This is a genomic window from Sphingomonas sp. NPDC092440 (assembly GCF_044754985.1).
In the GTDB taxonomy this organism is placed as follows: Bacteria; Pseudomonadota; Alphaproteobacteria; order Sphingomonadales; family Sphingomonadaceae; genus Sphingomonas.
This window is the reverse complement of the sequence record NZ_JBIVQA010000001.1, coordinates 223,007-247,363: the sequence shown is the minus strand read 5'-3', so window position 1 is coordinate 247,363 and position 24,357 is coordinate 223,007. Positions and strand designations below refer to the sequence as shown.

The 24,357-nt window shown below is 68.9% G+C and carries 24 protein-coding genes; 8 read left to right on the top strand and 16 right to left on the bottom strand.

All coding sequences use genetic code 11. From position 1 onward, the window contains the following. Positions 1-82: 82 nt before the first annotated feature. The 3 genes from arfB to ACIQCS_RS01215 are packed head-to-tail and all read right to left on the bottom strand — an operon-like array spanning position 83 to position 1,938. The gene (gene arfB, locus ACIQCS_RS01225; protein ID WP_345850559.1) at positions 83-484 is read right to left on the bottom strand and encodes an alternative ribosome rescue aminoacyl-tRNA hydrolase ArfB; all 402 of its coding nucleotides are present in this window, start codon (positions 482-484) and stop codon (positions 83-85) included. Then, entirely contained in the window at positions 477-1,139 is a 663-nt protein-coding gene (locus ACIQCS_RS01220; protein WP_345850557.1) for an RNA pseudouridine synthase, read from the bottom strand. The genes arfB and ACIQCS_RS01220 overlap by 8 nt, the downstream gene beginning before the upstream one ends. Before the next feature lie 52 nt (positions 1,140-1,191). Then, positions 1,192-1,938: a mannan-binding lectin gene (locus ACIQCS_RS01215; protein WP_345850555.1), complete on the bottom strand. Its 747-nt coding sequence runs from the start codon at positions 1,936-1,938 to the stop codon at positions 1,192-1,194. Positions 1,939-2,091: 153 nt separating this feature from the next. On the opposite strand from ACIQCS_RS01215, the gene ACIQCS_RS01210 reads away from it, so the two are divergent. After that, a complete protein-coding gene (locus ACIQCS_RS01210) occupies positions 2,092-2,853 on the top strand; it encodes a M15 family metallopeptidase (protein ID WP_345850554.1) in 762 nt (253 codons plus the stop codon). Here the strand turns inward: ACIQCS_RS01210 and wrbA are convergent. Then, the gene (gene wrbA / locus ACIQCS_RS01205; protein ID WP_345850552.1) at positions 2,784-3,410 is read right to left on the bottom strand and encodes an NAD(P)H:quinone oxidoreductase; all 627 of its coding nucleotides are present in this window, start codon (positions 3,408-3,410) and stop codon (positions 2,784-2,786) included. The genes ACIQCS_RS01210 and wrbA overlap by 70 nt on opposite strands. A 118-nt stretch (positions 3,411-3,528) precedes the next feature. Then, positions 3,529-4,227: a pirin family protein gene (locus ACIQCS_RS01200; protein WP_345850549.1), complete on the bottom strand. Its 699-nt coding sequence runs from the start codon at positions 4,225-4,227 to the stop codon at positions 3,529-3,531. 146 nt (positions 4,228-4,373) lie between these two features. Here ACIQCS_RS01200 and ACIQCS_RS01195 point away from each other — a divergent pair, with 146 nt between their 5' ends. The 3 genes from ACIQCS_RS01195 to ctrA all read left to right on the top strand — a co-directional run bounded on the left by ACIQCS_RS01195 (position 4,374) and on the right by ctrA (position 6,781). Further along, positions 4,374-4,958, top strand: a complete 585-nt coding sequence (locus ACIQCS_RS01195) for a hypothetical protein (protein WP_401529843.1) — start codon at positions 4,374-4,376, stop codon at positions 4,956-4,958. Between the two features lie 22 nt (positions 4,959-4,980). Further along, positions 4,981-5,937, top strand: coding sequence for a LysR family transcriptional regulator (locus tag ACIQCS_RS01190; protein ID WP_345850547.1), 957 nt, complete (start codon positions 4,981-4,983; stop codon positions 5,935-5,937). A 136-nt stretch (positions 5,938-6,073) separates the two neighbouring features. Next, on the top strand, positions 6,074-6,781 hold the full coding sequence (ctrA, locus tag ACIQCS_RS01185) for a response regulator transcription factor CtrA (RefSeq protein ID WP_345850546.1): 708 nt from the start codon (positions 6,074-6,076) through the stop codon (positions 6,779-6,781). A gap of 60 nt (positions 6,782-6,841) precedes the next feature. Here ctrA and ACIQCS_RS01180 read toward each other — a convergent pair whose 3' ends face one another. Next, a complete protein-coding gene (locus tag ACIQCS_RS01180; protein WP_345850545.1) occupies positions 6,842-7,519 on the bottom strand; it encodes an HPP family protein in 678 nt (225 codons plus the stop codon). 136 nt (positions 7,520-7,655) lie between these two features. After that, the gene (locus ACIQCS_RS01175) at positions 7,656-9,311 is read right to left on the bottom strand and encodes an amidohydrolase family protein (RefSeq protein WP_345850544.1); all 1,656 of its coding nucleotides are present in this window, start codon (positions 9,309-9,311) and stop codon (positions 7,656-7,658) included. Positions 9,312-9,437: 126 nt separating this feature from the next. Here ACIQCS_RS01175 and ACIQCS_RS01170 point away from each other — a divergent pair, with 126 nt between their 5' ends. Both ACIQCS_RS01170 and ACIQCS_RS01165 read left to right on the top strand, forming a co-directional pair. Further along, positions 9,438-10,682 carry a threonine ammonia-lyase gene (locus ACIQCS_RS01170; protein ID WP_345850542.1) on the top strand — a complete coding sequence of 415 codons (1,245 nt, stop codon included), beginning with the start codon at positions 9,438-9,440 and terminating at the stop codon, positions 10,680-10,682. A gap of 613 nt (positions 10,683-11,295) precedes the next feature. Beyond that, positions 11,296-12,081 (top strand): arginyltransferase, encoded by a 786-nt coding sequence (locus tag ACIQCS_RS01165; protein WP_345850540.1) that lies wholly within the window; start codon positions 11,296-11,298, stop codon positions 12,079-12,081. Between the two features lie 39 nt (positions 12,082-12,120). Here the strand turns inward: ACIQCS_RS01165 and ACIQCS_RS01160 are convergent, their stop codons facing one another. The 5 genes from ACIQCS_RS01160 to ACIQCS_RS01140 all read right to left on the bottom strand — a co-directional run bounded on the left by ACIQCS_RS01160 (position 12,121) and on the right by ACIQCS_RS01140 (position 18,196). After that, complete coding sequence (locus ACIQCS_RS01160) at positions 12,121-12,933, bottom strand: transglutaminase family protein (RefSeq protein WP_345850538.1); 813 nt, start codon at positions 12,931-12,933, stop codon at positions 12,121-12,123. A gap of 8 nt (positions 12,934-12,941) precedes the next feature. Further along, a complete protein-coding gene (locus ACIQCS_RS01155; protein ID WP_294052672.1) occupies positions 12,942-13,877 on the bottom strand; it encodes an alpha-E domain-containing protein in 936 nt (311 codons plus the stop codon). Between the two features lie 67 nt (positions 13,878-13,944). Further along, positions 13,945-15,381: a circularly permuted type 2 ATP-grasp protein gene (locus ACIQCS_RS01150; protein WP_345850536.1), complete on the bottom strand. Its 1,437-nt coding sequence runs from the start codon at positions 15,379-15,381 to the stop codon at positions 13,945-13,947. 167 nt (positions 15,382-15,548) lie between these two features. Continuing rightward, positions 15,549-16,163 (bottom strand): redoxin domain-containing protein, encoded by a 615-nt coding sequence (locus ACIQCS_RS01145; protein WP_345850534.1) that lies wholly within the window; start codon positions 16,161-16,163, stop codon positions 15,549-15,551. Positions 16,164-16,177: 14 nt separating this feature from the next. Further along, entirely contained in the window at positions 16,178-18,196 is a 2,019-nt protein-coding gene (locus ACIQCS_RS01140) for a protein-disulfide reductase DsbD domain-containing protein (protein WP_345850533.1), read from the bottom strand. Between the two features lie 78 nt (positions 18,197-18,274). Between ACIQCS_RS01140 and ACIQCS_RS01135 the strand changes: the two genes are divergently transcribed. Beyond that, on the top strand, positions 18,275-19,930 hold the full coding sequence (locus ACIQCS_RS01135; RefSeq protein ID WP_345850532.1) for an alkaline phosphatase family protein: 1,656 nt from the start codon (positions 18,275-18,277) through the stop codon (positions 19,928-19,930). A gap of 38 nt (positions 19,931-19,968) precedes the next feature. On the opposite strand, the gene ACIQCS_RS01130 is transcribed toward ACIQCS_RS01135, so the two are convergent. From ACIQCS_RS01130 to ACIQCS_RS01115, 4 genes are all read right to left on the bottom strand, one after another. Beyond that, on the bottom strand, positions 19,969-20,904 hold the full coding sequence (locus tag ACIQCS_RS01130; RefSeq protein ID WP_345850531.1) for a right-handed parallel beta-helix repeat-containing protein: 936 nt from the start codon (positions 20,902-20,904) through the stop codon (positions 19,969-19,971). Positions 20,905-21,082: 178 nt separating this feature from the next. Further along, entirely contained in the window at positions 21,083-21,958 is an 876-nt protein-coding gene (gene mmsB / locus ACIQCS_RS01125) for a 3-hydroxyisobutyrate dehydrogenase (RefSeq protein ID WP_345850530.1), read from the bottom strand. 129 nt (positions 21,959-22,087) lie between these two features. Continuing rightward, complete coding sequence (locus ACIQCS_RS01120) at positions 22,088-22,864, bottom strand: enoyl-CoA hydratase (RefSeq protein ID WP_345850529.1); 777 nt, start codon at positions 22,862-22,864, stop codon at positions 22,088-22,090. 169 nt (positions 22,865-23,033) lie between these two features. Next, the gene (locus tag ACIQCS_RS01115) at positions 23,034-24,077 is read right to left on the bottom strand and encodes an enoyl-CoA hydratase/isomerase family protein (RefSeq protein ID WP_345850528.1); all 1,044 of its coding nucleotides are present in this window, start codon (positions 24,075-24,077) and stop codon (positions 23,034-23,036) included. Positions 24,078-24,150: 73 nt separating this feature from the next. Between ACIQCS_RS01115 and ACIQCS_RS01110 the strand changes: the two genes are divergently transcribed. Beyond that, a complete protein-coding gene (locus ACIQCS_RS01110; RefSeq protein WP_345850527.1) occupies positions 24,151-24,357 on the top strand; it encodes a cold shock domain-containing protein in 207 nt (68 codons plus the stop codon).

Below are 24,357 nucleotides of genomic sequence, written 5' to 3'. Positions count from 1 at the left end.
CTCGACAGCGCGAGCAGCAGCGGGATCCCGGCGCAAGGCCGGGATGACGGCGGGAAATCAGATACTTGCTTGGGTTCTCAACCTAGTCGAGCCGCACCTTGCCGCGGCCCGCCTTCACGGCGCTGCGCCCCTTCTTCTCGTCCACCCGCCGCGCCTTGGCCGCCTTGCTGGGCTTGGTCTTGATCCGCCTGGCGTCGCGTTCATGAGCCTTGGCGATCAGCTCGGCGACGCGCTCGCGGGCATCGGCGCGATTGGCTTCCTGGGTGCGGAACTTGCGGGCTGTGATCACCAGCTCGCCGCCCGCGGTCAGCTTGGTGCCGGCCAGGGTCTTGAGCTTCTGATAGGCATGGGGCGCCAGGCCCAGCTTGAACACGTCGATCCGCAACTGGACGGCAGTCGCAACCTTGTTGACGTTCTGCCCGCCCGGCCCGGTCGAGGCGAGGAACTTCTCCTCGACGATCGCCTCGTCGGGTATCTCAGCCATGGCCGAAGCCGGCCCCGAAACCCGCATTGTGGAAGCGCACCGGCAGCGGGGCGGTGGCGTGGATGTCGTCCTTGCCCTCGCGCGGCAGGGTCAGCTCGATGGCGTGCAGCATCATCGCCGGCCCGCCCCGGCCATAGACCGGATCGCCCATCACCGGCGCGCCCAGCCCTTCGGCGGCATGCACGCGGATCTGATGGGTGCGGCCGGTCTCGGGATAGAAGGCGACCAGGCTCTTGCCGCCCTTGCGCTCCATCACCTTGTAGCGCGTGATCGAGGGCTTGCCCCGGGGATCGCCGACCATCCGCCAGCCCTGCTCGCGCGTCGAGACCTTGGCCAGCGGCAAGTCGATCGTGCCGCTGTCCTGCGCGGGTTCGCCGTCGAGGATCGCCAGATATCGCTTGGCCACGGCCCCGGCCTCGAAGGCCTGGGCGAAGCGCTTCAGCGCCTTGGGGTTGCGGGCGAGCAGCAGGCAGCCGCTGGTGTCGCGGTCGAGCCGGTGGACGGGCACCGGCAAGCGCTGGAAACCGAAGGTGAGCTGGTCGAGCAGGTCCTCGAGGCTTTCCGCGCGGTCCCGCGGACGATCGACCGGCAGGCCCGCGGGCTTGTCGATCACCAATGCCTCGCCGTCGATGAAGAGCACGCGATCCTTGAACATCGCCTGCCCATGCCACCGCCGGCGCCGAAGCGCCAGCGGTGGTGGGTTCGGATCAGCGCTGGAAGCGGATCGAGCAGACCGACTGACGGCCCTGCACGGTGGTGTGCCAGTTGCCGGTCCATTCGCCGCGCATGTCGCGCGCGGTGTCGCGGCACTTGCGATCGGCGTCGGACTGGCTCCAGAGCGGCCCGACCTCGATGTCACGGATCACGCCGCCGGTGCCCCAGCCGCCGCCGTCGCCGGGGCGACCGCCACCGGGGCGATCCCAGCCGCCATCACCGGGACGACCGCCGCCGGGACGATCCCAGCCGCCGTCACCGGGGCGACCGCCACCGGGACGATCCCAGCCGCCGCCCGGGCGACCGCCGCCGGGACGGCCCCAGCCGCCCTCGCCCCAGCCGCCATTGTCGCCCCAGCCGTTGTTGCGGCGCGGGTCGACGTCGGTGATGCGGTAGAGGAAGCGCGGCGGGCCCGAGCGTGGCACGCCCGAGATGTCGCCGCGGCGCAGGTCGAGGCGCACGCGGGCGCCGCGCGACGGATCGTAGAGGTTGACCGCGTCGCGGCTGCGATTGGTCTCGTCGAAGCGGTGGATGAGCGTGCCGTCATCGGCGAACTCGACCCAGCGGCCGGGACGGGTCTCGACAAAGGCGCCGCCGCCGCTGTGGCGGACGCGGCCGACATTGTTGCCGTCCACCCGCTGCATGGCGGCGGGTGCGGCGTAATGGGGCGCCGGCGCCGCCGAAGCGGTGGCGCTCAGCAGCGCCGCGGACAAGGCAAGACAGGAAACTCGCAGGAACATGATGATTTCTCCCTCTGCTGCAACGGCGGGCCTGTTTTTGACCCTGTGGACACAACTGCGCAACGACACAGCAATGTGCAAAGTTGCGTGAGCCTTTCCGCTTGAACCGCGTTTGAACGGGTGACGCCTTTTTTCAGCGTCGCGAGGTTGCGTATGCGTCCTTCGGCCTTGATCCTGCTCTCGCTCCTGCCGCTGACGGCGCATGCCGGCGACGACGCCGCGCCCCCGCCTGCGCCCGTCGCGCGCCTGTTCAACCATCTCCCCTATGGCGAGGCGGCGCCGGCGGACCTGCAGCCGGTGCCGGGTCTCGCGGGCTGCGTCATGGCGCGCGAGGCAGTGCCCGATGTCGAGCGGCTGCTCGCGGCGGCGCGGGCGGAGGGGATCGCGCTCGGTGCCCTGTCCTGCTTCCGCTCGATCGCCCATCAGCGCCAGCTGTTCTGCGCGGGGCTGCGCGACTGCGACGGTGAGGCGGCCCTTCGCGCCCGCTTCGTGGCGCCGCCGGGCTATAGCGAGCATGCCACCGGCTATGCGATCGACTTTGTCCAGCGCGGCGCGGATTGCCGCGCGGCCGAGCAATGCTTCGCGCTGACGCCGGGCGGGCAATGGCTGATGCGCCGGGCGCCGGCGTTCGGCTTCGAGCTCTCCTTCCCGGCGGGCAACAAGCAGGGCGTGGGCTGGGAGCCCTGGCATTGGCGCTGGGTGGGCACGCCCGCGGCCCGTGCCCGCTTCGCCGCCGCGCGGACGAACTTCCCGGCGCCTCCCGCCGTTCCGCCCGCGCAAATGAAAACGGCGGCCGGACACGAAGTCCGGCCGCCGCTCCTGGAGACCGCGCCAGGAGGGGGAGATTACGCGGTCTCGACTTCGCGGGGGGAAACCGCGAGCTTGTTGGCCACCTCGGCGATGCGGCGGCCCTGATAGCGGGCGCCGTCCAGCTCCACTTCGCTCGGCTGGCGGCTGCCGTCGCCGTCCGCGATGGTGGTCGCGCCATAGGGCGAGCCGCCCTTCACTTCGCCGACGCCGGACTGGCCCTGGAAGCCATAGTCCAGGCCGACGACGGTCAGGCCGAAGTGCAGCAGGTTGGTGATGATCGAGAAGAGCGTCGTCTCCTGGCCGCCATGCTGGGTGGCGGTCGAGGTGAAGGCGCCGCCGACCTTGCCGTTCAGCTGGCCCTGGAACCAGACGCCGCCGGCGCGATCCCAGAACGAAGCCATCTGGCTGGCCATGCGGCCGAACCGGGTCGGCGCGCCGACGATGATGCCGTCATAGCTGGCAAGCTCGTTGACGTCCTCAAGCACCGCATGGCTGTGGTCGGCAACGAAGCCGGCGGCCTGCGCCACTTCGAACGGCGCGGTCTCGGGCACGCGGCGGACATCCACTTCGGCACCGGCGCTGCGCGCGCCTTCGGCAACGGCGTCGGCCATCTTCGCGAGGTGGCCATAGGACGAATAATAGAGGACCAGGATCTTGGACATGACGGTTTCCTTCGAGTTCCCCTCCCGCTGGCGGAAGGGATTGGGAGAGGGGTGAGCAAGGCGGGAAGGCCGCACGCCTTCCCCCTGGCCCCTCCCGCGAGCGGGAGGGGGAAGTCGGTTATTCGCTGTCGACCAGGACGATCTCGGCGTCCTCGATCGCAGTGATGACATAGGCCTTGCCGCTGGCGAGCGCGGCACCGTCCCGGGCATTGACCGGCTCGCCGTCGATCTCGATCCGGCCGACCGCGGGCACCAGATAGGCGTGGCGGCCGGCACCCACTTCGTGCGTGACGCTCTCGCCGGCCTTCAGCGTGGCGCCGAGCACCCGGGCATCGGCCCGGATCGGCAACGCGTCGGCATCCTCGGCAAAGCCGCTCGCCAGGGTGACGAACCGGCCCGAGCGATCGCCCTTGGGGAAAGGCTTGGCGCCCCAGCTCGGCTGGCCGCCCCGCTCGCGCGGCATGATCCAGATCTGGAAGAGCGTCGTCGTCTCCGGCTCGAGATTATATTCGGCATGGCGCACGCCGGTGCCCGCGCTCATCACCTGGACGTCGCCCGCGCCGGTGCGGCCCTTGTTGCCCATCGAGTCCTGGTGCGTGATCGCGCCCCGGCGGACATAGGTGATGATCTCCATGTCCTGGTGCGGATGCGGCGGGAAGCCGGCACCCGCGGCGATCTCGTCGTCGTTCCAGACGCGCAGCGCGCCCCAGCTCATGCGGCTGGGATCGTAATAGTCGGCGAAGCTGAAATGATGCCGCGCATTGAGCCAGCCATGGTCGGCATGGCCAAGCGTCTCAAAGGGTCGTTTGTCGATCATGGGGTCTGCACCTCCTGTGTTGAGCAGGAAGATAGGCGGCAGGATCGCACGGTAAATGGAAACGTTGGAAACCGATCGTTTCCCAAGTCTTCCGTTCGAGGTGAAAGCTGCTAGACTGGGCCGGTCCACCGCCGAAAGCAGCCGTCATGCCGCATGTGCTTCGTCGACTCCTCACCCCAGCCATCCTGCTCGCCCTGCCCGCCACCGCCCTGGCGCAGCAGGCCCCGGTGCCGACGACCTGCCCCGCTGCGACGGCGCCGGATGAGGACGGGCAGAAGGATTTCGATTGGGAGATCGGATCCTGGACGACGCACCTCAAGCGCCTGAAGAGCCCGCTCTCGGGCTCGACGACCTGGGTCGAATATCGCGGCACCAGCGACGTGCGCCCGGTGATGGGCGGGCGGGCCAATCTGGTGGAGCTCAAGGTCGAGGGGCCGGCGGGCCGGATCGAGGGCACCTCGCTGCGCCTCTACAATCCGCGCGCGCGCCAATGGTCGCTGAACTTCGCCAGCGCCGGCGGAGGCGTGCTCACGCCGGCGCCGATCGGCGCGTTCCACAAGGGCTGCGGCGAATTCTATGCGCAGGACAGCTGGGAAGGACGCGCCATCCTGGTGCGCTTCGTGATCTCGGACATCACGCCGAACTCGGCGCGGTTCGAGCAGGCATTTTCAACCGATGGCGGCAAGAGCTGGGAACTGAACTGGATCGCCGTCGACACCCGGCGCCCGTGAGCGCCAGCGAGAGAAACAACGCATGAAGCTACCGGATTTCGAGGCCTGGGCCGTTTTCGCCGCGGTGGTGGAGCACCGCTCCTTCTCGGGCGCGGCGGACGCGCTGGCAGTGTCCAAGGCGACCGTTTCCAAGGCGATCACGCGCCTGGAAGCCCGGCTCGGCACCACCCTTTTCCACCGCACGTCGCGCCGGCTGACGCTTACCGACAGCGGCCGCAGCCTTGCCGAACATGCCCAGCGCATCCTGAGCGAAGGCGAGGCGGCGGAGGAAGCCGCTTTCGAATCCGCCAGCGCCCCCGCCGGTCTCGTCCGGGTCGCGGCACCGCTCACCTTCGGCATCCAGGCGGTGGCGCCCGTGCTCGCCGACTTCATGAAGCTCTATCCCGGGATCAAGGTGGAGCTCCGGCTGTCCGACGCCTTTGTCGACATCGTCGGGGAAGGGATCGACATCGCGCTGCGCATCGCCGAGCTTCCGGACAGCTCGCTGCGCGCACGCCGCCTTGGACCAATGGTTGCCCATATCGTCGGGTCGCCTGCCTATTTCGATCGGGTGGGGCGGCCCCAGCATCCCGCCGACCTCGCCCGCCATTCCTGCTTCGTCTACACCAACACCGCCAACCCCGATGTGTGGCGCTTCCGCAAGGCGGGCGGCGAGGAAGCCGCGGTGCGGGTCGAAGGGCCCATGCGCACCGACAATGGCGACGCCATGCTGCCCGCGCTGCGCGCCGGGCTGGGCGTGGCCCGGCTTCCCGAATTCATGGTGGGGGACGATCTGGCCAAGGGAAGGCTGGAAGCCGTGCTCGCCGAATGGTCGGCCAGCGCGTCCGGCCTCCATCTGCTCACGCCGCCCGGAACGCTCCGTCCCGCGCGGGTCGAGACGATGATCGCGTTCCTGTCCGAGCAGCTGAAGCGGACCTGCGGCGAGATTCGCGTCGAGAGGACTCGACTCCGTAACGAGAATGAGTCCTCTCCTAGGTAGATTCCCTACGACTCGTGGATTCAAGCCGGTTAGGGAGAAATTAACCTTTTGCCTTCAGACCCGCTTAGGTTAATGAATCGCTCAGGGCATGCCTTTCATTGGGGCAAGGCAGCCTGCGGGCAAGGGGACTTTGACGATGCGCGTGCTGTTGATCGAAGACGAGCCGAGCACTGCCAAGGCGATCGAGCTGATGCTCACGGCCGAGGGGTTCAACGTCTATACGACGGACCTCGGCGAGGAGGGCTTGGATCTGGCCAAGCTCTATGACTACGACATCATCCTGCTCGACCTGAACCTGCCCGACATGCACGGCTACGATGTCCTCAAGAAGGTCCGGGTCGCCCGCGTGCAGACGCCGGTGCTGATCCTGTCCGGCATCAACGAGATGGATTCCAAGGTGCGCTCCTTCGGCTTCGGCGCCGACGATTATGTGACCAAGCCCTTCCACCGCGAAGAGCTGGTGGCGCGCATCCACGCCGTGGTCCGCCGCTCCAAGGGACACAGCCAGTCGGTCATCCGCACCGGCAAGCTGGCGGTGAACCTCGATGCGAAGACGGTCGAGGTCGACAGCGCCCGCGTGCACCTGACCGGCAAGGAATATGCAATGCTGGAGCTGCTCTCGCTCCGCAAGGGCACGACGCTCACCAAGGAAATGTTCCTGAACCACCTCTATGGCGGCATGGACGAGCCCGAGCTCAAGATCATCGACGTCTTCATCTGCAAGCTGCGCAAGAAGCTCAGCATGGCATGCGAAGGCGAGAACTATATCGAGACCGTCTGGGGCCGCGGCTATGTGCTGCGCGAGCCCGACGGCATCGAGGAGCCGGTTTCGGCCGTCGCCTGACGCAACAGGTTTCCAGGGGGTTGGCGAGGCCGCGGTCCGACGAGGATCGCGGCCTTTCGCTTATGCCCTCCGGCGCCGCGCGACGGCATGGCGTTCCGCCGCTTCGAGCAGCGCGACGAGATCCGCGCGGCTGACGTCGAAGCTTTCCTGCGCCGCCTCGAGCGCGGCATCGATATCCTCGGGCAGAATGCGCGGGTCGGCCGGCACCGGCACCGGGCGGTGCGGATAGCTGTGGCCCGAGAAGCGGTGGAAGACCAGGCCGGCGACCACCAGCAGCGCGGCATTGAGCCCGCCCGGCACCAGCGCGAGCCAATAGCCCTTGGCGAGCAGCTCGGGCCCGCCGAGCACGGCCAGGAGCGCGCAGCCGCCGCCGGGCGGATGCAGCGAGCGCGTGGCCGACATGAGCAGGATCGACGCCCCCACCGCCATGCCGGCGGCGAGCGGGCCATGGCCGAGCAGCTGCGTGGCGAGGATGCCGCAGGCGATCGACAGGATCGTGCCGACGATCACAGGCCAGGGCTGGCCGAGCGGGCTCGACGGCACCGCGAACAGGATCACCGCCGAAGCCCCGATCGGCGCCGCGAGCAGCAGCGCCGCATGGCTGCCCACGATCAGCGCGCTGATCGCTCCGGCGGCGCCAATGGCGAGCGCCGCTCCCAGCGCGGCGACGGCACGCTCCCGCCAATTGGTGCCGGAAAGCTGGCGCAGGCGCAGCAGTCGATCAAGCCGCTCGAGCATCTTCGTTCCGTTCCCCCGCTATCGGCAACGGGATGGTGCGCAGCCGCCCCTCCGCGCCTTCGACCAGCCGACAGGCCGCGAACGGGATCAGCAAGGCGACCGCCCGCCGTCCGGTCGCAACCCGCATCCGCGCCGCCTATTTCTTCACGAACACCCGCGCGCCGCCCACCCAGGTCTCGAGCACCTGGGTGCCGCGCAGTTCCGCCGGCGAGGCGAGCAGCGGATCGCGATCGACGATGATGAAATCGGCGCGCATGCCGGGCGCGAGGCGGCCGATCTGCTTCTCGGCAAAGCCCGCCCAGGCCGCGCCGGTAGTGAAGCCCGCCCAGCCCTGCTCGCGCGTCACCGCCTCCTCGATCCGCCAGCCGCCAAAGGGCTGGCCATTGGCGTCGGTGCGCGTGAAGGCCACTGCCCAGCCGGCCCAGGGATCGGGGCTTTCGACCGGATAGTCCGAGCCGAAGGCGATGCGGGTGCCGTCCTTGAGCATCGTCTTCCAGGCATAGGCGCCGGCCAGCCGGTCGGGCCCCAGCCGCGCCTCGGCCATCTTCATGTCGCTGGTCTGGTGGACCGGCTGCATCGAGGCGATCACGCCCAGCTTGGCGAAGCGCGGCAGGTCCCTGGGATCGACGATCTGGGCATGCTCGATCCGCCAGCGGCGATCGTCCTTATAGGTGTCGGACAGCACCTCCACCGCGTCGAGCACCTGCTGGTTGGCGCGGTCGCCGATCGCATGGACCGCGATCTGGAAGCCGTCCATCGCGCCGCGCGTCATCATGTTGAGGAGCTGGTCGTCGGTGAGGAAGCCGAGCCCCTTCTGCCCCGGCGCGTCGCTATATTCGGCCTTGAGCCAGGCACCGCGGCTGCCGAGCGCGCCGTCCGCATAGAGCTTGATCCCGCCCATGCGCAGCCGGTCGCCATAGAGCCAGGGCGTCGGCCCCTGCCCCGCCACCGCCAGCGCGGTCTCGACGCCGCTGGCATAGCTCATGATGCGGATCCGCAGCTGGCCCAGGTCCGCCATGCGGCGATAGGTGAGCCAGTCGTCCACGCTGGTGCCCATGTCGGCGGTGGCGGTGATGCCGAGCGACAACAGCCGGTCCTGCGCCGCGAGGAAGGCGGCGTTGCGCTCACGCGGGGTCTGCCGGGGCACGAACTTGTCGACAAGCGCGGTGGCGCCATCGACGAACACGCCCGCGGGCGCGCCCTTGGCGTCCCGCTCGATGCGGCCGCCATTCGGGTCCTTGGTCGCGGCGGTGATGCCCGCCACCTGGATCGCACGGCTGTTCGCCCAGGCGGCGTGACCGTCGACCCGCTGCAGCCAGGCCGGCCGGTCCGACACCGCCCGGTCCAGCTCCGCCGCGGTGGGGAAGCGGCCGAGCTTCCAGGTTTCCTGGTTCCAGCCGCGGCCGATGATCCACTTGGTGGGATTGGCATCGGCATAGGCCTTGATCTTCGCCAGCGCCTCGTCGAGCGAGGTGGTCGCGGAGAGATCGAGCAGCAGCAGCTGCGCGCCCAGCCCCATCACATGGCCATGCCCGTCGATCATGCCCGGCAGCAGCGTCTTGCCGCCCATGTCGAGCTTCCATTCGAGCTTCTTGGGCCGCTTGTGCTCACGCGTGAGCAGCGCGGTGACCTGGCCGTCGCGGTTGAACATTATGCCGTTGAAGCGGACCACGTCGCCCTTCTCGTCCAGCGTCATGCCGTTGACGTTGTCGATCAGCCCGTCCGCCATGGCGGCGGCAGGGGCGAGGACGAGGGCGAACGCGGCGAACAGCCGCAGGAGGCGCTTCAGCATGGAGCCAGGGCATAGGGCCTGTTCTCCCCGCGCGCCAGATACGGCGCCTTCATGCCCGCCGAACATGGCCTTCATTGCAGAAGCGTGGTTTCCCCCCGCCGCCAGATGGTCTAGGCGAGCGGAATCATGGCCAGCAAGACAGTCCCGGCGACCCAGCCGCTCCCCGTATCGATCGACGACGTCCGTGCAGCGCAGGCGCGCATCATGGGCCAGATCGTGCGGACGCCGACGCTGGTGAGCAAGACCCTGTCGGACCTGACCGGCGCGACCGTCTATCTCAAGTTCGAGAACCTGCAGTTCACCGCCGCCTACAAGGAGCGCGGCGCGCTCAACACGCTGCTCCAGCTCGACGAGGCGGCGCGCGCCAAGGGCGTGATCGCCGCATCGGCCGGCAACCATGCCCAGGGCCTCGCCTATCACGCCACCCGGCTCGGCATCCCGAGCACGATCGTGATGCCGAAGAACACGCCGATCGTGAAGGTGACGCAGACCGAGCATCACGGCGCCAACGTGATCCTGGAAGGCGAGACGTTCGACGCCGCCTATGCCCATTCCCGCCAGCTCGAAGCCGAGCATGGCTTCACCTTCGTCCATCCCTTCGACGATCCGCGCATCATCGCGGGCCAGGGCACCGTCGCGCTCGAGATGGTCGAGGACGTGCCGGAGATCGACACGCTGATCATCCCGATCGGCGGCGGCGGCCTGATCTCGGGCTGCGCCACGGTGGCCAAGTCGGAAGGGCGCGACATCGAGGTGGTCGGCGTCCAGGCCGAGCTCTACCCCTCGATGTACAACCGCATCCACCACACCGACATGCCCTGCGCCGGCGACACGCTGGCCGAGGGCATCGCGGTGAAGCAGCCGGGCGGCATCACCGCCAAGCTGGTCGAGGCGCTAGTCGACGACATCGTGCTGGTGAGCGAGCGCCGCCTCGAGGAATCGGTGAGCCTGCTGCTCCAGATCGAGAAGACGGTGGTCGAGGGCGCGGGCGCCGCCGGCCTCGCCGCGCTGCTCGCCGAGCCGCAGCGCTTCAAGGGCAGGACCGTGGGCATCGTGCTGTGCGGCGGCAACATCGATCCGCGGCTGCTCGCCTATGTGCTGCTGCGCGACCTGGCCCGCTCGGGCCGGATGGCGCGGCTGCGCATCCGCCTGCAGGACCGGCCGGGCGCGCTCTACAAGGTGGCGCAGATCTTCGAGCAGCTCTCGGTCAACATCCTCGAGCTTTCGCACCAGCGCATCTTCACCAATCTGCCCGCCAAGGGCCTGAGCCTCGACGTGGAGTGCGAGACGCGCGACCGCGACCATCTCGATCGGCTGATGACCGCGCTGCGCCGCGCCCAGTACGAAGTGCAGTTGGTCGAGCTGGCATAGGCCGGGTGGCGCAAGGCCGATTCGCGCCGGCTCCGGGCCGCGGAAGTTTACGAAGTTTACGCTACGGGGGGCCGGTTTTCCCCTCGCGCAGGCATGCGCGCGGCGGGTGCTGTCGGCGCAGGGCATGAGGGCGACTTGCATCCATCAGGATGGAGCAGGCGAAATCCTACATTGCAAGGTCGCCTCCCCCTCCCCGCAAGGCAGGGGTCGGGGTGGGTGGGGTCCGGGCAATACTGCTGGCCGAGTACCGACCGCACCGTAACGCGGTCATCTACCCATCCCCAGCCCCTCCCTTGCAGGGAGGGGAGCACAGCCGCGACTCCGCCGGACTCCTTGTGTTCCGCGCCGACCGGACGAAGCGAATCGCACGCGCGACGAATTGAGTCGTCGCTGGATTCACACGATTCACCGCAGCCGGTATGATGGCCGCGCCGGACAAATTCCCTTTTCAGGCAGCGGCTTACGCGGCCCGATGGTTAATGCCCGCGCCCTCCGTGAAACTGGTGAATCGTTAACCCTCTTTCATGGTAAAGCCGCTTTTCATCCTTCGCGAAGCACCGCATATTCAGCCTTGTCGGGTCATCGTATCGGCCAGAAGATAGGGGCATCAGGGGTGACTGCACTTTCCCGTTTTCCACGGTTCTTCGTCACCAGCCCTTCCCCGTGCCCCTATCTGCCGGGGCGGCAGGAGCGGAAGATCTTCACCGAGCTTTCCGGCCTGCACGCGGGCGAGCTGAACGACGCGCTGGGCCGCATCGGCTTTCGCCGCAGCCAGTCGGTCGCCTATCGGCCGAGCTGCGCGGGCTGCACCGCCTGTGTCTCCGTCCGCGTCGTCGCCGATGCGTTCCGGCCCAATGCCAGCCAGCGCAAGCTGCTCAAGCGCCATTCGGACCTGGAGATCACCGCCTGCAAGCCCTGGGCGACCGAGGAACAGTTCACGCTGCTCCACCGCTATCTGAAGGCGCGCCATCCGGGCGGCGGCATGGCGGCGATGGACGAGAACGACTATGCCGACATGGTCGAGCAGTCGCCGGTCAGCTCCTATGTGATCGAATATCGCGAGCCTTCGGTGGACGGCGCGCGCGGCCGGCTGGTCGGCGCCTGCATCACCGATCAGCAGGCCGACGGCCTGTCGATGATCTACAGCTTCTTCCTCGCCGACGACGACAGCCGCCCGGGCCTGGGCAACTTCATCATCATGGAGCACATCCTGCGCAGCCAGGCGGCGGGCCTGCCCTATGTCTATCTCGGCTATTGGGTGAAGGGCAGCGAGCGGATGGCCTACAAGACGCGCTATCGCCCGATCGAAGTGCTCGGCCCCAATGGCTGGACGGTGCTGGAGGGCGAGGACCTGCAAGTCGCGGCACCGATGCAGGCGAACGCGGCCGCCTTCGCCTGATCCGGTTCCTCCCGCGCAGCCAGGTTGCGCGGGAAGATCCTATTCCTCGCCTCCCAGCTGATCGACGTGCAGATCCACGGCCAGCTGCTCCTGCCCCTGTCCGATCCGCATGCCGCCCGTCGCTGCGGCGGTGCTCGCGTCGAGCCCGATCGCGACGCGGACATAGCTTTCGTCGGGACTGAGCCCGGTCGAGGGATCGAAGCCCACCCAGCCCAGGCCCTCGACATGCGCCTCGGCCCAGGCATGCGGCGCCGAGCGGGCAGCATCCTCGGCACGATATCCGGAGACATAGCGCGCCGGCACCGACAGGCTCCGCGCGACGGCGATGAACATCTGGGCGACGTCGCGCGAGCTGACTTTCCGCCCTGCCTCGAACGCCTTTGACGCCGTGCAGCCGGCATCGGGCAAGTCGGGCACGCAGGGGAAGCGCTGGCGCAGCGCCGCGTTGAGCGCGTGAAGCCGCTCCAGCCGGTCGCCGCCCGCACCGATACTCTCCGCGGCGAAGACGAACAGCGCGTCGCTCGTCCTGGTGCGCGGAGTGCCGCGCAGATAGAAGAGCGGCGGCAGCGGCTCCAGGCTGCCGCGCACGATGCCGCTGGCCTCGCTGGTCAGCACCTCGCCGGTGACGGTGATGTCGAGCGCCGCGATCGGCCCCTCGGCATAGAGCATCGTCACCGAATTGCCGAAGCCGTCGCCCGCGTCGCGCAGGCGCGCGTCGCAATCCACGCCGACCAGCCAGCTCACCACCGTCTGGTCCTGCGTGTCGCAGGGCGTGAGCCGCAGCATCTGGACGATGCGCGCCTGCGGCTCGCTGAACCGATACTGGGTCCGGTGCTCGATCGCGATCCGCATGCCGCCCCCTAGATGAACCTGAACTGCCGGGCGATCGCTCCGTCGAGCATCGCATTCTCGCGGACGAACGCCCCCAGATGCTCGTGCAGGCCGGAGACGATCACGTCATGCGTCCTGGTCTTCTGCATCCGGGCCAGGCGCGTGCGGGCCATGCGATCCGCCTCGCCCTGGAGCCCGGTGCGCTTGGCGAGCGCGTTGAGCAGCGCGACCACTTCCTCGACACAGGCGGCGAGGCTGCGCGGCAGTTCGGCGCGGCTGATCAGCAGGTCGATCACATTGGCCGGCTGGAGCCCGTCATTGTAGAGCCAGCGATAGGCGTTCACCGCCGAGACGGTCTGGAGGATCGTGTTCCACTGATCACGATCGACCACGCCGCCCACCCGCTCGCCTTCGGGAAGCAGCAGGTGATATTTGACGTCGACCAGCCGCGCGGTGTTGTCCGCCCGCTCGATCGCGGCCCCGAGCTGGATGAGCAGGGTCGCCTCGTTGCGCATCATCCGGTGGATCGCGCCCTCGAAGCCGCGCGTCTCGCCCTTCACCTGCTCGAGCAGGTTGAGCGTCGCGGTGGCGCCGCCGATGGTCTGGCGGTTCTGGAAGAGCAGCCAGGCACGGTTGATCGCCGTCCAAGCCTCGCGGGTCAGCGCGGTGCGCACGGCCCGGGCATTGTTGCGCGCCATCTCCAGGCAGCGGACGATCGAGCCGGGATGACCGTCGTCGAGCGCGAGGAAGCGCGCGACATGGGCCTGGGTCGGCTCCTGCCCGGTCGCGGCAAAGGCCTGGTCGGTATAGGTGACGGCGAGCGCGCTCTGCCAGGCCGCCTCGCCGGCGGGACGGGCGGAGAGGGCGTCGAGGCGGACGGTCGCCTCGACCAGCCGGGCGATGAAGTCCGCCCGCTCGAGATAGCGGCCGAGCCAGTAGAGCGCAGCGGCGGTGCGGGAGAGCATCAGCATGTGCAGGCCCCCCTCGCGATGCGCGCGCGGGAAGGGCCTGGGATCATGCCCCTCATGCCCCTCATGCCCCGTCGTCCAGCAGCACGAAGCTGTCCTTGGTGCCGCCGCCCTGGCTGGAGTTCACCACCAGCGAGCCTTCGCGCAGCGCCACGCGCGTCAGCCCGCCCGGCGCCACCCGCACACCGTCGCGACCGGTCAGCACGAAGGGGCGGAAATCGACATGGCGGGGGGCCAGGCCCCGATCCGCCAGCGTGGGCACGGTGGACAGCGCCAGCGTGGGCTGGGCGATATAGCGGTGCGGCTCGGCGACCAGCGCGGCACGGAATGCCTCGATCTCGGCCCGGGTCGCGGTGGGTCCGACCAGCATCCCATAGCCGCCCGACCCGTCGACCAGCTTCACCACCAGCTCCGGCAGGTTGGCGAGCACATATTTCAGCGCCTCGGGCTCGCGGCAGCGCCAGGTCTCGACATTGGGCAGCCTCGCTTCGCCGCCCGAATAGAAGCGCACAATCTCGGGCATGTAGCTGTAGATCGCCTTGTCGTCGGCGATGCCGTTGCCCGGCGCGTTGAGGATCGCGACATTGCCCGCGCGATATGCCGCCAGGATGCCGGGCACGCCGAGCATCGAATCCGGACGGAAGACCAGCGGATCGAGGAAATCGTCGTCGATGCGGCGATAGATGACGTCGACCTTCACGCGCCCGGCGATCGTCTGCATCCAGACGATGTCGTCGTCCACCACCAGGTCCGCCGCCTCGACCAGCTCGACGCCCATCGAGTCCGCCAGGAACGAATGCTCGTAATAGGCCGAGTTGAAATGACCGGGCGTGAGCACGACGCAGACCGGCTTGGGATTGGTGCCGGGCGCCACCGATCGCATCGTCTCGAGCAGCATGTCCGGATAGCTGTCCACCGGCGCCACGCGGAAATCGCGGAACAGCTCGGGGCAGAGCCGGATCATCGCCTCGCGATTCTCGAGCATGTACGACACGCCCGAGGGCGTGCGGGCATTGTCCTCCAGCACATAGAACTGGTCCGGACCGGTACGCACCAGGTCGATGCCGCAGATATGCGCCCAGACGCCGTGCGGCGGGCGGATGCCGTCGACCTCGGCGCGGAACTGCTCGTTGAGATAGATCAGCTCTGGCGGGATCACGCCTTCGCGCAGGATCCGGCGCTCGCCATAGATGTCCTCGAGAAAGGCGTTGATCGCCTCGACCCGCTGGACCAGCCCTTCCGAGAGCCGGGCCCATTCGCCCGCCAGGAACACGCGCGGCACGATGTCGAACGGGATGATCCGCTCCGCTGCGTCGCTGTCGCCATAGACGGCGAAGGTGATGCCCAGCTGGCGGAACGCGGCTTCGGCGGATTGCTGGCGGCGTTGCAGCTCGGCGGCGTCGGTATCGGCCAGCCATCTCGAAAGCGCGGCGAACTCGGCGCGCGGACTGTCAGGCCCGCCATGCCCCCAGATTTCGTCGAACGCCCCGCTTGCCGCCATGCGCCTCCCATGTGCCGGTAATGCCGACGGATCGCATGCTGCAACGCTTTGTTGCGTTGCACAAGGGGGGCATCTCCCTCTCCCCTTCAGGGGAGAGGGCTGGGGAGAGGGGCATGATGCCCGCACTCCCCCTCTCCCCGACCCTCTCCCCTGAAGGGGAGAGGGAGCTAGCTCGCATATTTCACGCTGCAGCCATAGGGTCGCGTCTCCGGCACCGATACCGGCTTGCCCGCGCGCATCTCGGCCAGCGCCGCCAGCACATGGTTGCGTGCGCCGGCGATGTCCGCGACATCGGCGGTGGGCCGGTCGTCGATCCCGCCCTTGTAGGCGAGCCGGCCCTGGCCATCGATGACGTACAGGTGCGGCGTCGTCTTGGCGCCATAGCCCTTGCCGACCAGCCCCTTGGGATCGAGCAGATAGGCAGTGGGCTTCGCCTTCTCCGCAGCAACGAACTGCTGCGCCTCCGGCCCGGTCATGTGCCCTTGCAGGCCCGGCGCACCCGAGTTGATTGTCAGCCACACCACGCCCTGCGCGGCCGCCGCCGCCTGAGTCCTCTGCATGTTGCCGCTACCATAATGCTTCTTCACGAAGGGGCAGCCGGGGTTGTTCCATTCGAGCACCACGGTCTTGCCGCGATAGGCGGAAAGGTCGACCACCTTGCCGTGCATGTCCAGGGCGCGGAAATTGGGGACGGCGGCGGCGATCTCGGGCTCGGCCATCAGCGGCGCGGCAGCGACACCTGCCGCCACGATGGCGGCACCGACCAGCATGCGATGAATCATCTTCGCTCTCCTTCTCAAGCCCCGTTTGCGAGGTCGATCAACATGGCCTGGGTCAGAATCTGGGGCAGGACGCGCGGCTCGGCCTCGCCCGGCCCGTACCACAGATAGAGCGGCACGCCCGCGCGGTTGTGACGCTCGATGAAGCGGCCGAGCGCGGGATCCCCGTCGGTCCAGTCGCCCACCAGCACCGCCACCTTGCGATCGGCCAACGCCCTGGCGACGGCATCCGTCTCGATCACCGCCTTTTCGTTGACCTTGCAGGTGAGGCACCAGTCGGCAGTGAAATAGGCGAAGACCGGCCTGCCCTGCGCCCGCAGCTCGGCGAGGCGGGCCTCGCTGAACTTCTCGGCGCCCGGCACCGCCCTGGCCTCGGTGGGCGCGGTGCTGACCAGGGCGATCGCGCCAAGGGCGAGGACGAGCAGCGCCGCCGCCGGCAACCAGGCGAGCGCCCTGCCCCGGCGCTGGCGCAGGCCCGTCCACCACAGGCCCAGCACCGCGAGCAGCGCGGCGGCGAGGCCGATCGTCATGCCGGCAACCCCGGCCTGCCGCCCCAGCACCCAGGCAAGCGCGAGCGCAGTGAGGAACATCGGCACCGAAAGGATGCGGCGCAGCGTCTCCATCCAGGCGCCGGGCCTGGGCAGCAGCCGGCGGAAGGCGGGCACGAAGCCGAGCAGCAGGAAGGGCAGCGCGATGCCGAGCCCGAGCCCGGCGAACACCGCCAGCGCCGCCGGCCAGGGCAGCACCAGCGCCGCGCCCAGCGCCGCGCCCATGAACGGGCCGGTGCACGGCGTCGCGACAAAGGCGGCGAGCGCGCCGGTCATGAAGGCGCCGCCGGTTCCCCTGGAAGCCGCGCGATTGACGAAGCCCGGGGCGGAAAGCTCGAACAGCCCGGCCAGGTTGAAGGCGATGCCGGTGACGAGGAGCAGCAGCAGCAGGATGACGCGCGGATCCTGCAGCTGGAAGGCCCAGCCCAGCGTCGCGCCGCCCGCCCGCAGCGCCAGCAGCGTGCCGCCCAGCGCCAGGCAGACCAGCACCACGCCCGCGGTATAGGCCAGCGCCTCGGCGCGCGGGCTGCCGCCCTCGGCATTGGCCTTGGCCAGGCTCAGCGCCTTGAGGCTGAGGATCGGGAAGACGCAGGGCATGATGTTAAGGATCAGCCCGCCCAGCACCGCGCCGAGAAAGGCGAGCAGCGCGCCGCTCCACGGCAGCTGCGCGGGCACGGCCTTGGCGGCGGGCACGGTGCCGGGCACCGCGCGCACCCAGAAGCCCTGCTTGCCGAACGCCAGCAGCCCCTCGATCGGCCCCACCGACTTCACGCCCGCCGTGTCGACCACCACGCTGTCGCCGTCGCGCGTCACTTTCTGGGGGGCGGCATAGTCGAACGCGCCGTGGGTGGCAGGGAAGAAATAGCCTTCCCCCCGTGCCGCTGCGGCAGCCGGGAAGGGAATGGCCAGGCGCAGCGCCTTGCCCTGGACCTGATAGACTCCCTGCGCGCCGAGCGGCCTGGGCAATGCCGCGCGCCAGGCGTCGAACTGGGCCCGGATCCCGGGAACCACGCTGCCGTCGCCGATCTGGAGCGTGGTCGCCAGGTCCGCCTTGCCGGGCACGCAGATCGCATCGGTGCAGACCAGATAGTTGAGCTTCAGCTTGATCGGGAAGGCACCGCTCGCATCCGCCGGGACCTTGAGCGTCACCAGCGGCGCGAACGGCCCTTCATAGACATAGTTCATCAGCCCGGCGATCGTCAGCCGCTCGGGGACCGGATAGCGGATCTCGCCGATGCCCGTGCCCTTGGGCAGCGTCCATTCGGCGCGCGCCGGCAGGCCGGCATCGCCGGGATTGAGCCAATAGGCGTGCCAGCCCTTCTCGGGCACCGCGGCGAGCGCGAGCGTCACTTCGCTGCCGGGCGCGGGCCGATCGCTCTCCGCGACCAGCGTGATCCGCACATGCTCCTCGCCCGGCGCCTGGGCCATGGCCACGCCGGCAAGCATCCAGAGCAGCAACGCCATCAATCCGAAACGAACCGCCGTCATGGAGCGTCCTTGCCGTGGAAGAGCTGTTGGCCCAATAGCAGCCCGGCAGGATTTGCACACGCCGGAGGTGGCCAAAGCATGAAGTCGTTCCGTCCGCTCGCAGCAGCCGCCGCGCTGCTCGCCGCAGCCCCGCTCGCCGCCCAGGAAACCGCGCCGGCGCGCAATGTCCCCTCCGAGGCGCCGCGCGCCGCGCCGTCGCTGGTGGTGGTGATCTCGGTCGACCAGTTCTCGGCCGATCTGTTCGCGGAATATCGCGCCCAGTTCAGCGCCGGCTTCGCCCGGCTGATGTCGGGCGCGGTCTTCCCCTCGGGCTATCAGAGCCATGCCGCGACCGAGACCTGCCCGGGCCATTCGACGATCCTGACCGGCGACCATCCGTCGAAGACCGGGATCATCGCCAATGACTGGACCGATTTCGGCGCGCCGCGCGCCGACAAGACAGTCTATTGCGCCGAGGACGAGAGCGTGCCCGGCAGCAGCTCGAACAGCTACACCGTCTCGGACAAGCATCTGAAGGTGCCGACGCTGGGCGAGTGGATGAAGCTCGCCGATCCGCAGAGCCGGGTCGTCTCGGTGGCGGGCAAGGATCGCGCCGCCGTGATGATGGGCGGCCACAAGACCGACGAGATCTGGTGGTGGAACGGCAAGGCGTTCGTCTCCTATGCCGGCCGCGCCGAGCCGGCGATGGTCACGCGGATGAACGCCAATGTGACCAGGCGGATCGGCGAGGCGCAGGAGCCGCTCGAGCTGCCGCCCTTCTGCCAGGCGCGCAGCCGCGCCTTCCAGCTCAACCCGAACCGCAGCGTCGGCGACGGCCGCTTCGCCCGCGCCGCCGGCAACAGCACCGCCTTCCGCGCCTCGCCCGAGTTCGACGAGGCGATCGTGGCGACGGCCGCCGGCCTCGCCACCGACATGAAGCTCGGCCAGTCGGGCCATACCGACCTGCTGATCGTCGGCGCCTCCGCCACCGATTATGTCGGCCACACCCTGGGCACCGAAGGCAGCGAGATGTGCCTGCAGCTCCTCTCGCTCGACCAGACGCTGGGCAAGCTGTTCGCCGTGCTCGACAAGACCGGTATCGACTATGCCGTGGCACTGACCGCCGATCATGGCGGCCATGACATGCCCGAGCGCAACCGCGAGCATGCCGCGCCGATGGCGGCGCGCGTCGCCAAGGGGCTCGACGCCAAGACGATGGGCAAGGAGATCGGCGCGGCGCTCGGCATCGCCGGGCCGGTGCTGGTGGGCGGCAATTCGGGCGACGTCTATCTCGCGCCCGACCTGAGCAAGGCCGATCGCGTCCGCGTCCAGGCCGAGGCGATCAAGCGCTGGTCGGCCAATCCGCAGGTGGAGGCGGTGCTCACCCGTGCCCAGATCGCGGCGACGCCGATCGTCCACACCCCGCCCGAGACCTGGACCCTGCTCGAGCGCGCCCGCGCTTCCTATGATCCGCAGCGCTCGGGCGACCTGGTGATCGCGCTCAAGCCACGCGTCACGCCGATCGCGGGCACCGAGGGCGGCTCGATCGCCACCCATGGCAGCTTCTGGGACTATGACCGCCGCGTGCCGATCCTGTTCTGGCGCAAGGGCATGACCGGCTTCGAGCAGCCGCTGTCGGTGGAGACGGTGGACATCGCCCCGACGCTCGCGGCGCTGATCCATGTGCCGGTGCCGGTGGAGATCGACGGGCGCTGCCTGGATCTGGATGCGGGTGCGGGCGACACCTGCAAGTGAAGTGACTTCTCCCTCTCCCCTGAAGGGGAGAGGGAGTTCTACCGCCGTCGCTCGAAGATGCGGATGCCCGGCCCCAGCTCGTTCCGGCCGAGCGTGCCGAGCTGGCCGGTGAAGTCCGCGACAAAGGCGGGATTGCCCGGCGCACCCGGCGCCATGCTGGCCGTATTGCCCTCGATGCGCAGGCCCGCGCTCGGATAGGTGCGCCCCTCCGCCGCGACCACGATCAGGGCCGAGCTGTTCTCCTTGCGCGTCCCCTGGACGAAGGTGTTGCCGGCGATCAGGCCGGTGCCGCCCTCGGACAGGTCGATCATATAGTTGGTCTTGCTGCCCCGGCTGTCGTCGAAGCTGTTGCCGGTGATCGTCACCCGGCGGGCGCGCAGCTTGACGTAATGGCCGCCGGTGCCGCGCTCGAAGCGCGAATTGGTGACGACCACGTCGCCATCCACCGCGAGATAGATTGCGTGGCTGCAATTCTCGGTCTCGCACTGGCCAAGCCCGGCAAAGGTCGTGTGGTCGATGGCGATGCGGCGCACCGTCTCGTGGCCGCCGCCCAATATGCCTTCCTGGCTGTCGAGGAACATCGAATTGGTGACGGTGAGGTCGCCCATCTCGATGCGGATGCCGGCGCCGTTGCCGTCGGGCACCGCGAAGCCGCGAAAGACGATGCCGTCCACTGCCGAGCCCCGGCCGCGCAGCACGAAGGCGGCCTTTTCCTCGCAGGTCTGGCTCTCGAAGATCGCGGTGCCGGGCTGGACCGCCTTGAAGGTGATCCTGCCCCCGGTCTGCACCGTGCATTCGCGATAGGTGCCCGGCGCGATCAGGATCGTCGCGGTGCCGTCGCGCACGGCGCTCACCGCGTCGTCCAGATGTGCGAAGCCCTGGCCGGTCTCGGCGACGACGAAGGGCGCGCGCTCCTGCTGGGCGGCGGCGGGCGCGGCGATCAGGGCGATGGCCGAGAGGATGGGCAGGCGCATGATCCTTTCGATACGATCGCAGGCGTTAAAATTCCTCCCCGAGCTCGTCTCGGGGAGCGGGACCGCTCGCGAAGCGAGTGGTGGAGGGGCTTGCCGGCACCGGCGCGGTGCGCCGGCCCCTCCACCACCGCCTTCGGCGGCGGTCCCCCTCCCCCAGCAAGCTGGGGGAGGAATTGCGCTACCGCAGCGTCTTGATGATTCCCGAGAAATCGAGCCCCGCGCCGTCGCCGTCGACGAAAGCCTGGTAGAGATGCTCCGCCCGCGTGCCCATCGGCACGTTCGCGCCGACGCTCGCCGCCGCTTCCAGCGCCAGCTTCAGGTCCTTGAGCATCAGCGGCGCCGCGAAGCCGCCCTGATAGTCGCGGTCGGCCGGGCTTTCGGGGCCGACGCCGGGGACCGGGCAATAGCTCGTCATCGACCAGCTCTGGCCCGAGCTGACCGAGGCGATGTCGTAGAAGCGCTGCGCGTCCAGCCCCAGCTTCTCGGCCAGGGCAAAGGCCTCGCAGGTGGCGATCATCGTCGCGCCCAGGATCATGTTGTTGCAGATCTTGGCCCCCTGGCCCGCACCGCTGGCGCCGGCATGGATCACGGCCTTGCCCATGTCCGCCAGGAAAGGCTCCGCCCGGCCGAACGCCTGCTCGGTGCCGCCGACCATGAAAGTGAGCGTGCCGGCATTGGCCGCGGCGATGCCGCCCGAGACCGGCGCATCGACCGCCATCAGCCCATGCTCGATGGCAGCCTGCGCCATGCGGCGGGCCGTGTCGACGTCGATCGTCGAGCAGTCGATCAGGATCGCGCCGGGCGAGGCGTTCTCCAGCAGCGTTTCGGTATAGACCGCCTCCACATGCCGGCCCGCCGGCAGCATGGTGATCACTGCCTCGGCCCCCACGATCGCCTCGGCGGCGGTGGCGGCGGGAAGGCAGCCCGCGGCCTTGGCACGATCGAGCGCCTCCTGCGAAAGATCGAAGGCGCGGACGTCATGCCCCGCCTTGGCAAGGTTCGCGGCCATGCCGCCGCCCATATGGCCCAGGCCGATAAATGCTACGCGTGCCACTTGGTCTTCCTCTCTTCTTATTCCCCTTCCGCTTGCGGGAGGGGTTAGGGGAGGGCCTGTCTACCCCTCCCCGGAATTTAAAGCCCCTCCCCCGACCCCTCCCGCAAGCGGAAGGGGAGCAGAAGAAGTTTACTTCCCCGTCCAGTTCCCCGGGCGCTTCTCGACGAACGCCGCCATGCCTTCCTTCTGGTCGGCGGTGCCGAACAGCGCGTGGAACAGCCGGCGCTCGAACTGCACGCCCTGCGCCAGCATGGTCTCATAGGCGGCGTTGACCATCTCCTTGTTGGCCAGCACCGCCAGCGGCGCCATCGCGGCGATCGCTTGCGCGGTCTTCACCGCTTCCTCGACCAGTTCGGCGGCCGGCAGGATGCGGCTGGCCAGCCCGGCGCGCTCGGCTTCCTGGGCATCCATCATCCGGCCGGTGAGGCACATCTCCATCGCCTTGGCCTTGCCGACGGCGCGCGTGAGGCGCTGCGAGCCGCCCATGCCCGGCGAGACGGCGAGCTTGATCTCGGGCTGGCCGAATTTGGCGCTGTCCGCCGCCAGGATGAAGTCGCACATCATCGCCAGCTCGCAGCCGCCGCCCAGCGCATAGCCCGCCACCGCGGCGATGATCGGCTTGCGGGTGCGGGTGAACGCATCCCAGCCGGCGAAGAAGTCATGGCCGTACATGTCGGCAAAGCCCTGGGCCTGCATCTCCTTGATATCCGCCCCGGCCGCGAAGGCCTTCTCGCTGCCGGTGATCACCGCGCAGCCCTGCGACGGATCGGCGTCGAACGCCTTCATCGCGTCGAGCAGCTCGGACAGGACCTGGCTGTTGAGCGCATTGAGCGCCTGGGGGCGGTTCAGCGTGACCAGCGTGGCGCCGCCGCGCTGCTCGACAAGGATGGTTTCGTAAGCGGTCAAAGCTTCCTCCATGGCGCCGTGGCGGCGCGGAAAGTCTCAAAAGTCCCGACATCATCGCACGCGGCTCCCCCCGGGCCCTCAAGGCTGCCGGGCAAGCAAACGGACATGAGGAAGGGCGCTGCGATCATGCCATGGCCATGCCATGGGACAGGGGCGGTAGGACAGCGATTCATGCCGGCGTCCATGCCTCGCCCGCGGGCAGCGGCGCGAAGATCGCATCGACCGCCGCATCGCTGACGCCTTCGAGCGTCGCGGGATTCCAGCTCGGCGCATTGTCCTTGTCCACGATCAGCGCGCGGACGCCCTCGATGAAATCATGGCTTTGCGCAACGCGGCCGCCAATGGCGAATTCCTGCGCCATCTCCTCGGCGAAGCTGTCCCTCGACCGGCCCTCGCGGACGAGACGGAGCGAGACCTTCATCGACTGGGGCGATTTGCTGCGGAGCGTCGCGAGCTGGGCGGCGGCCCATTCGCCGCCATCCGCCGCGAGCGCGGCGAACACGCCTTCCACCGTATCGGCGGCGAAGAGCCGGTCGATGATGCCTTGCAAGGCGCGTATCTTCGCGTCGGGCGCCGGGATCGACAGTTCGGCGAGAACCGCTTCGACCGATGCCGGATCGGCGGCGATGCGCGCCTTGGCCCCGTCGAGCGCGGCGGCGGGCAGATAATGGGTGGCGAGGCCGAGCGCGAGGCACTCGGCACCGTCGAGCCGGTGGCCGGTCAGCGCGAGATACTCGCCGATCTTCCCCGGCAGGCGCGAGAGATACCAGCCGCCGCCCACGTCCGGGAACAGGCCGATACCCGTCTCGGGCATGGCGAATCGCGTGTTCTCCGTCGCCACCCGGTAGCGCGCCGGCTGCGAGATGCCGACGCCGCCGCCCATGGTGATGCCGTCCATGAAGGCGACGATCGGCTTCGCATAGGTGAACAGCGCATGGTTCAGCCGATACTCGACCCGGAAGAAGTCGCGCGCCTGGCTGCCGTCGCCCGCGCCGCTCGTCGCGATCATGCGGATGTCGCCGCCGGCGCAGAAGCCGCGCCCTTCCGCATGGTCGATCAGAACGATCTCCACCGCCGGGTCCTCTCGCCATGCCGTCAGGGCGCCGAGCATCGCCGCGCACATGCCGGTGTTGAGCGCATGGATCGCCTTGGGGCGGTTGAGCCGGATGCGGCCCGCCTTGCCTTCGGCCTGGAGGATGACTTCAGCGTCCATTTTCGTCCTTCATCGGATTGCCCGCCCACACGCGGGGCCATAGCCTCGCCGCGACACGAGAGAGAGATACGCCATGACCGGAACCGGCACGACGAAGTGGTACAACATGCACAAGGGCATCGGCTTCATCACGCACGACGGGAGCAAGGAGGACGTGATCATCCGCCTCGCGACGCTGCGCGCGGCGGGCCTCGCGCAGCTCGTCGAGGGCCAGCGCCTGGAATTCGAAGCCAAGATGGGCTCGCAGGGGCTGGAGGCCATCATGGTCCGTCCCATCTGA

What these genes read in the sequence shown, in the direction of transcription:
- arfB (WP_345850559.1), bottom strand. Translation starts at nt 484, where the DNA reads ATGGCTGAGATACCCGACGAGGCGATCGTCGAGGAGAAGTTCCTCGCC.
- ACIQCS_RS01220 (WP_345850557.1), bottom strand. Translation starts at nt 1,139, where the DNA reads ATGTTCAAGGATCGCGTGCTCTTCATCGACGGCGAGGCATTGGTGATC.
- ACIQCS_RS01215 (WP_345850555.1), bottom strand. Translation starts at nt 1,938, where the DNA reads ATGTTCCTGCGAGTTTCCTGTCTTGCCTTGTCCGCGGCGCTGCTGAGC.
- ACIQCS_RS01210 (WP_345850554.1), top strand. Translation starts at nt 2,092, where the DNA reads ATGCGTCCTTCGGCCTTGATCCTGCTCTCGCTCCTGCCGCTGACGGCG.
- wrbA (WP_345850552.1), bottom strand. Translation starts at nt 3,410, where the DNA reads ATGTCCAAGATCCTGGTCCTCTATTATTCGTCCTATGGCCACCTCGCG.
- ACIQCS_RS01200 (WP_345850549.1), bottom strand. Translation starts at nt 4,227, where the DNA reads ATGATCGACAAACGACCCTTTGAGACGCTTGGCCATGCCGACCATGGC.
- ACIQCS_RS01195 (WP_401529843.1), top strand. Translation starts at nt 4,374, where the DNA reads ATGCCGCATGTGCTTCGTCGACTCCTCACCCCAGCCATCCTGCTCGCC.
- ACIQCS_RS01190 (WP_345850547.1), top strand. Translation starts at nt 4,981, where the DNA reads ATGAAGCTACCGGATTTCGAGGCCTGGGCCGTTTTCGCCGCGGTGGTG.
- ctrA (WP_345850546.1), top strand. Translation starts at nt 6,074, where the DNA reads ATGCGCGTGCTGTTGATCGAAGACGAGCCGAGCACTGCCAAGGCGATC.
- ACIQCS_RS01180 (WP_345850545.1), bottom strand. Translation starts at nt 7,519, where the DNA reads ATGCTCGAGCGGCTTGATCGACTGCTGCGCCTGCGCCAGCTTTCCGGC.
- ACIQCS_RS01175 (WP_345850544.1), bottom strand. Translation starts at nt 9,311, where the DNA reads ATGCTGAAGCGCCTCCTGCGGCTGTTCGCCGCGTTCGCCCTCGTCCTC.
- ACIQCS_RS01170 (WP_345850542.1), top strand. Translation starts at nt 9,438, where the DNA reads ATGGCCAGCAAGACAGTCCCGGCGACCCAGCCGCTCCCCGTATCGATC.
- ACIQCS_RS01160 (WP_345850538.1), bottom strand. Translation starts at nt 12,933, where the DNA reads ATGCGGATCGCGATCGAGCACCGGACCCAGTATCGGTTCAGCGAGCCG.
- ACIQCS_RS01155 (WP_294052672.1), bottom strand. Translation starts at nt 13,877, where the DNA reads ATGCTCTCCCGCACCGCCGCTGCGCTCTACTGGCTCGGCCGCTATCTC.
- ACIQCS_RS01150 (WP_345850536.1), bottom strand. Translation starts at nt 15,381, where the DNA reads ATGGCGGCAAGCGGGGCGTTCGACGAAATCTGGGGGCATGGCGGGCCT.
- ACIQCS_RS01145 (WP_345850534.1), bottom strand. Translation starts at nt 16,163, where the DNA reads ATGATTCATCGCATGCTGGTCGGTGCCGCCATCGTGGCGGCAGGTGTC.
- ACIQCS_RS01140 (WP_345850533.1), bottom strand. Translation starts at nt 18,196, where the DNA reads ATGACGGCGGTTCGTTTCGGATTGATGGCGTTGCTGCTCTGGATGCTT.
- ACIQCS_RS01135 (WP_345850532.1), top strand. Translation starts at nt 18,275, where the DNA reads ATGAAGTCGTTCCGTCCGCTCGCAGCAGCCGCCGCGCTGCTCGCCGCA.
- ACIQCS_RS01130 (WP_345850531.1), bottom strand. Translation starts at nt 20,904, where the DNA reads ATGCGCCTGCCCATCCTCTCGGCCATCGCCCTGATCGCCGCGCCCGCC.
- ACIQCS_RS01115 (WP_345850528.1), bottom strand. Translation starts at nt 24,077, where the DNA reads ATGGACGCTGAAGTCATCCTCCAGGCCGAAGGCAAGGCGGGCCGCATC.
- ACIQCS_RS01110 (WP_345850527.1), top strand. Translation starts at nt 24,151, where the DNA reads ATGACCGGAACCGGCACGACGAAGTGGTACAACATGCACAAGGGCATC.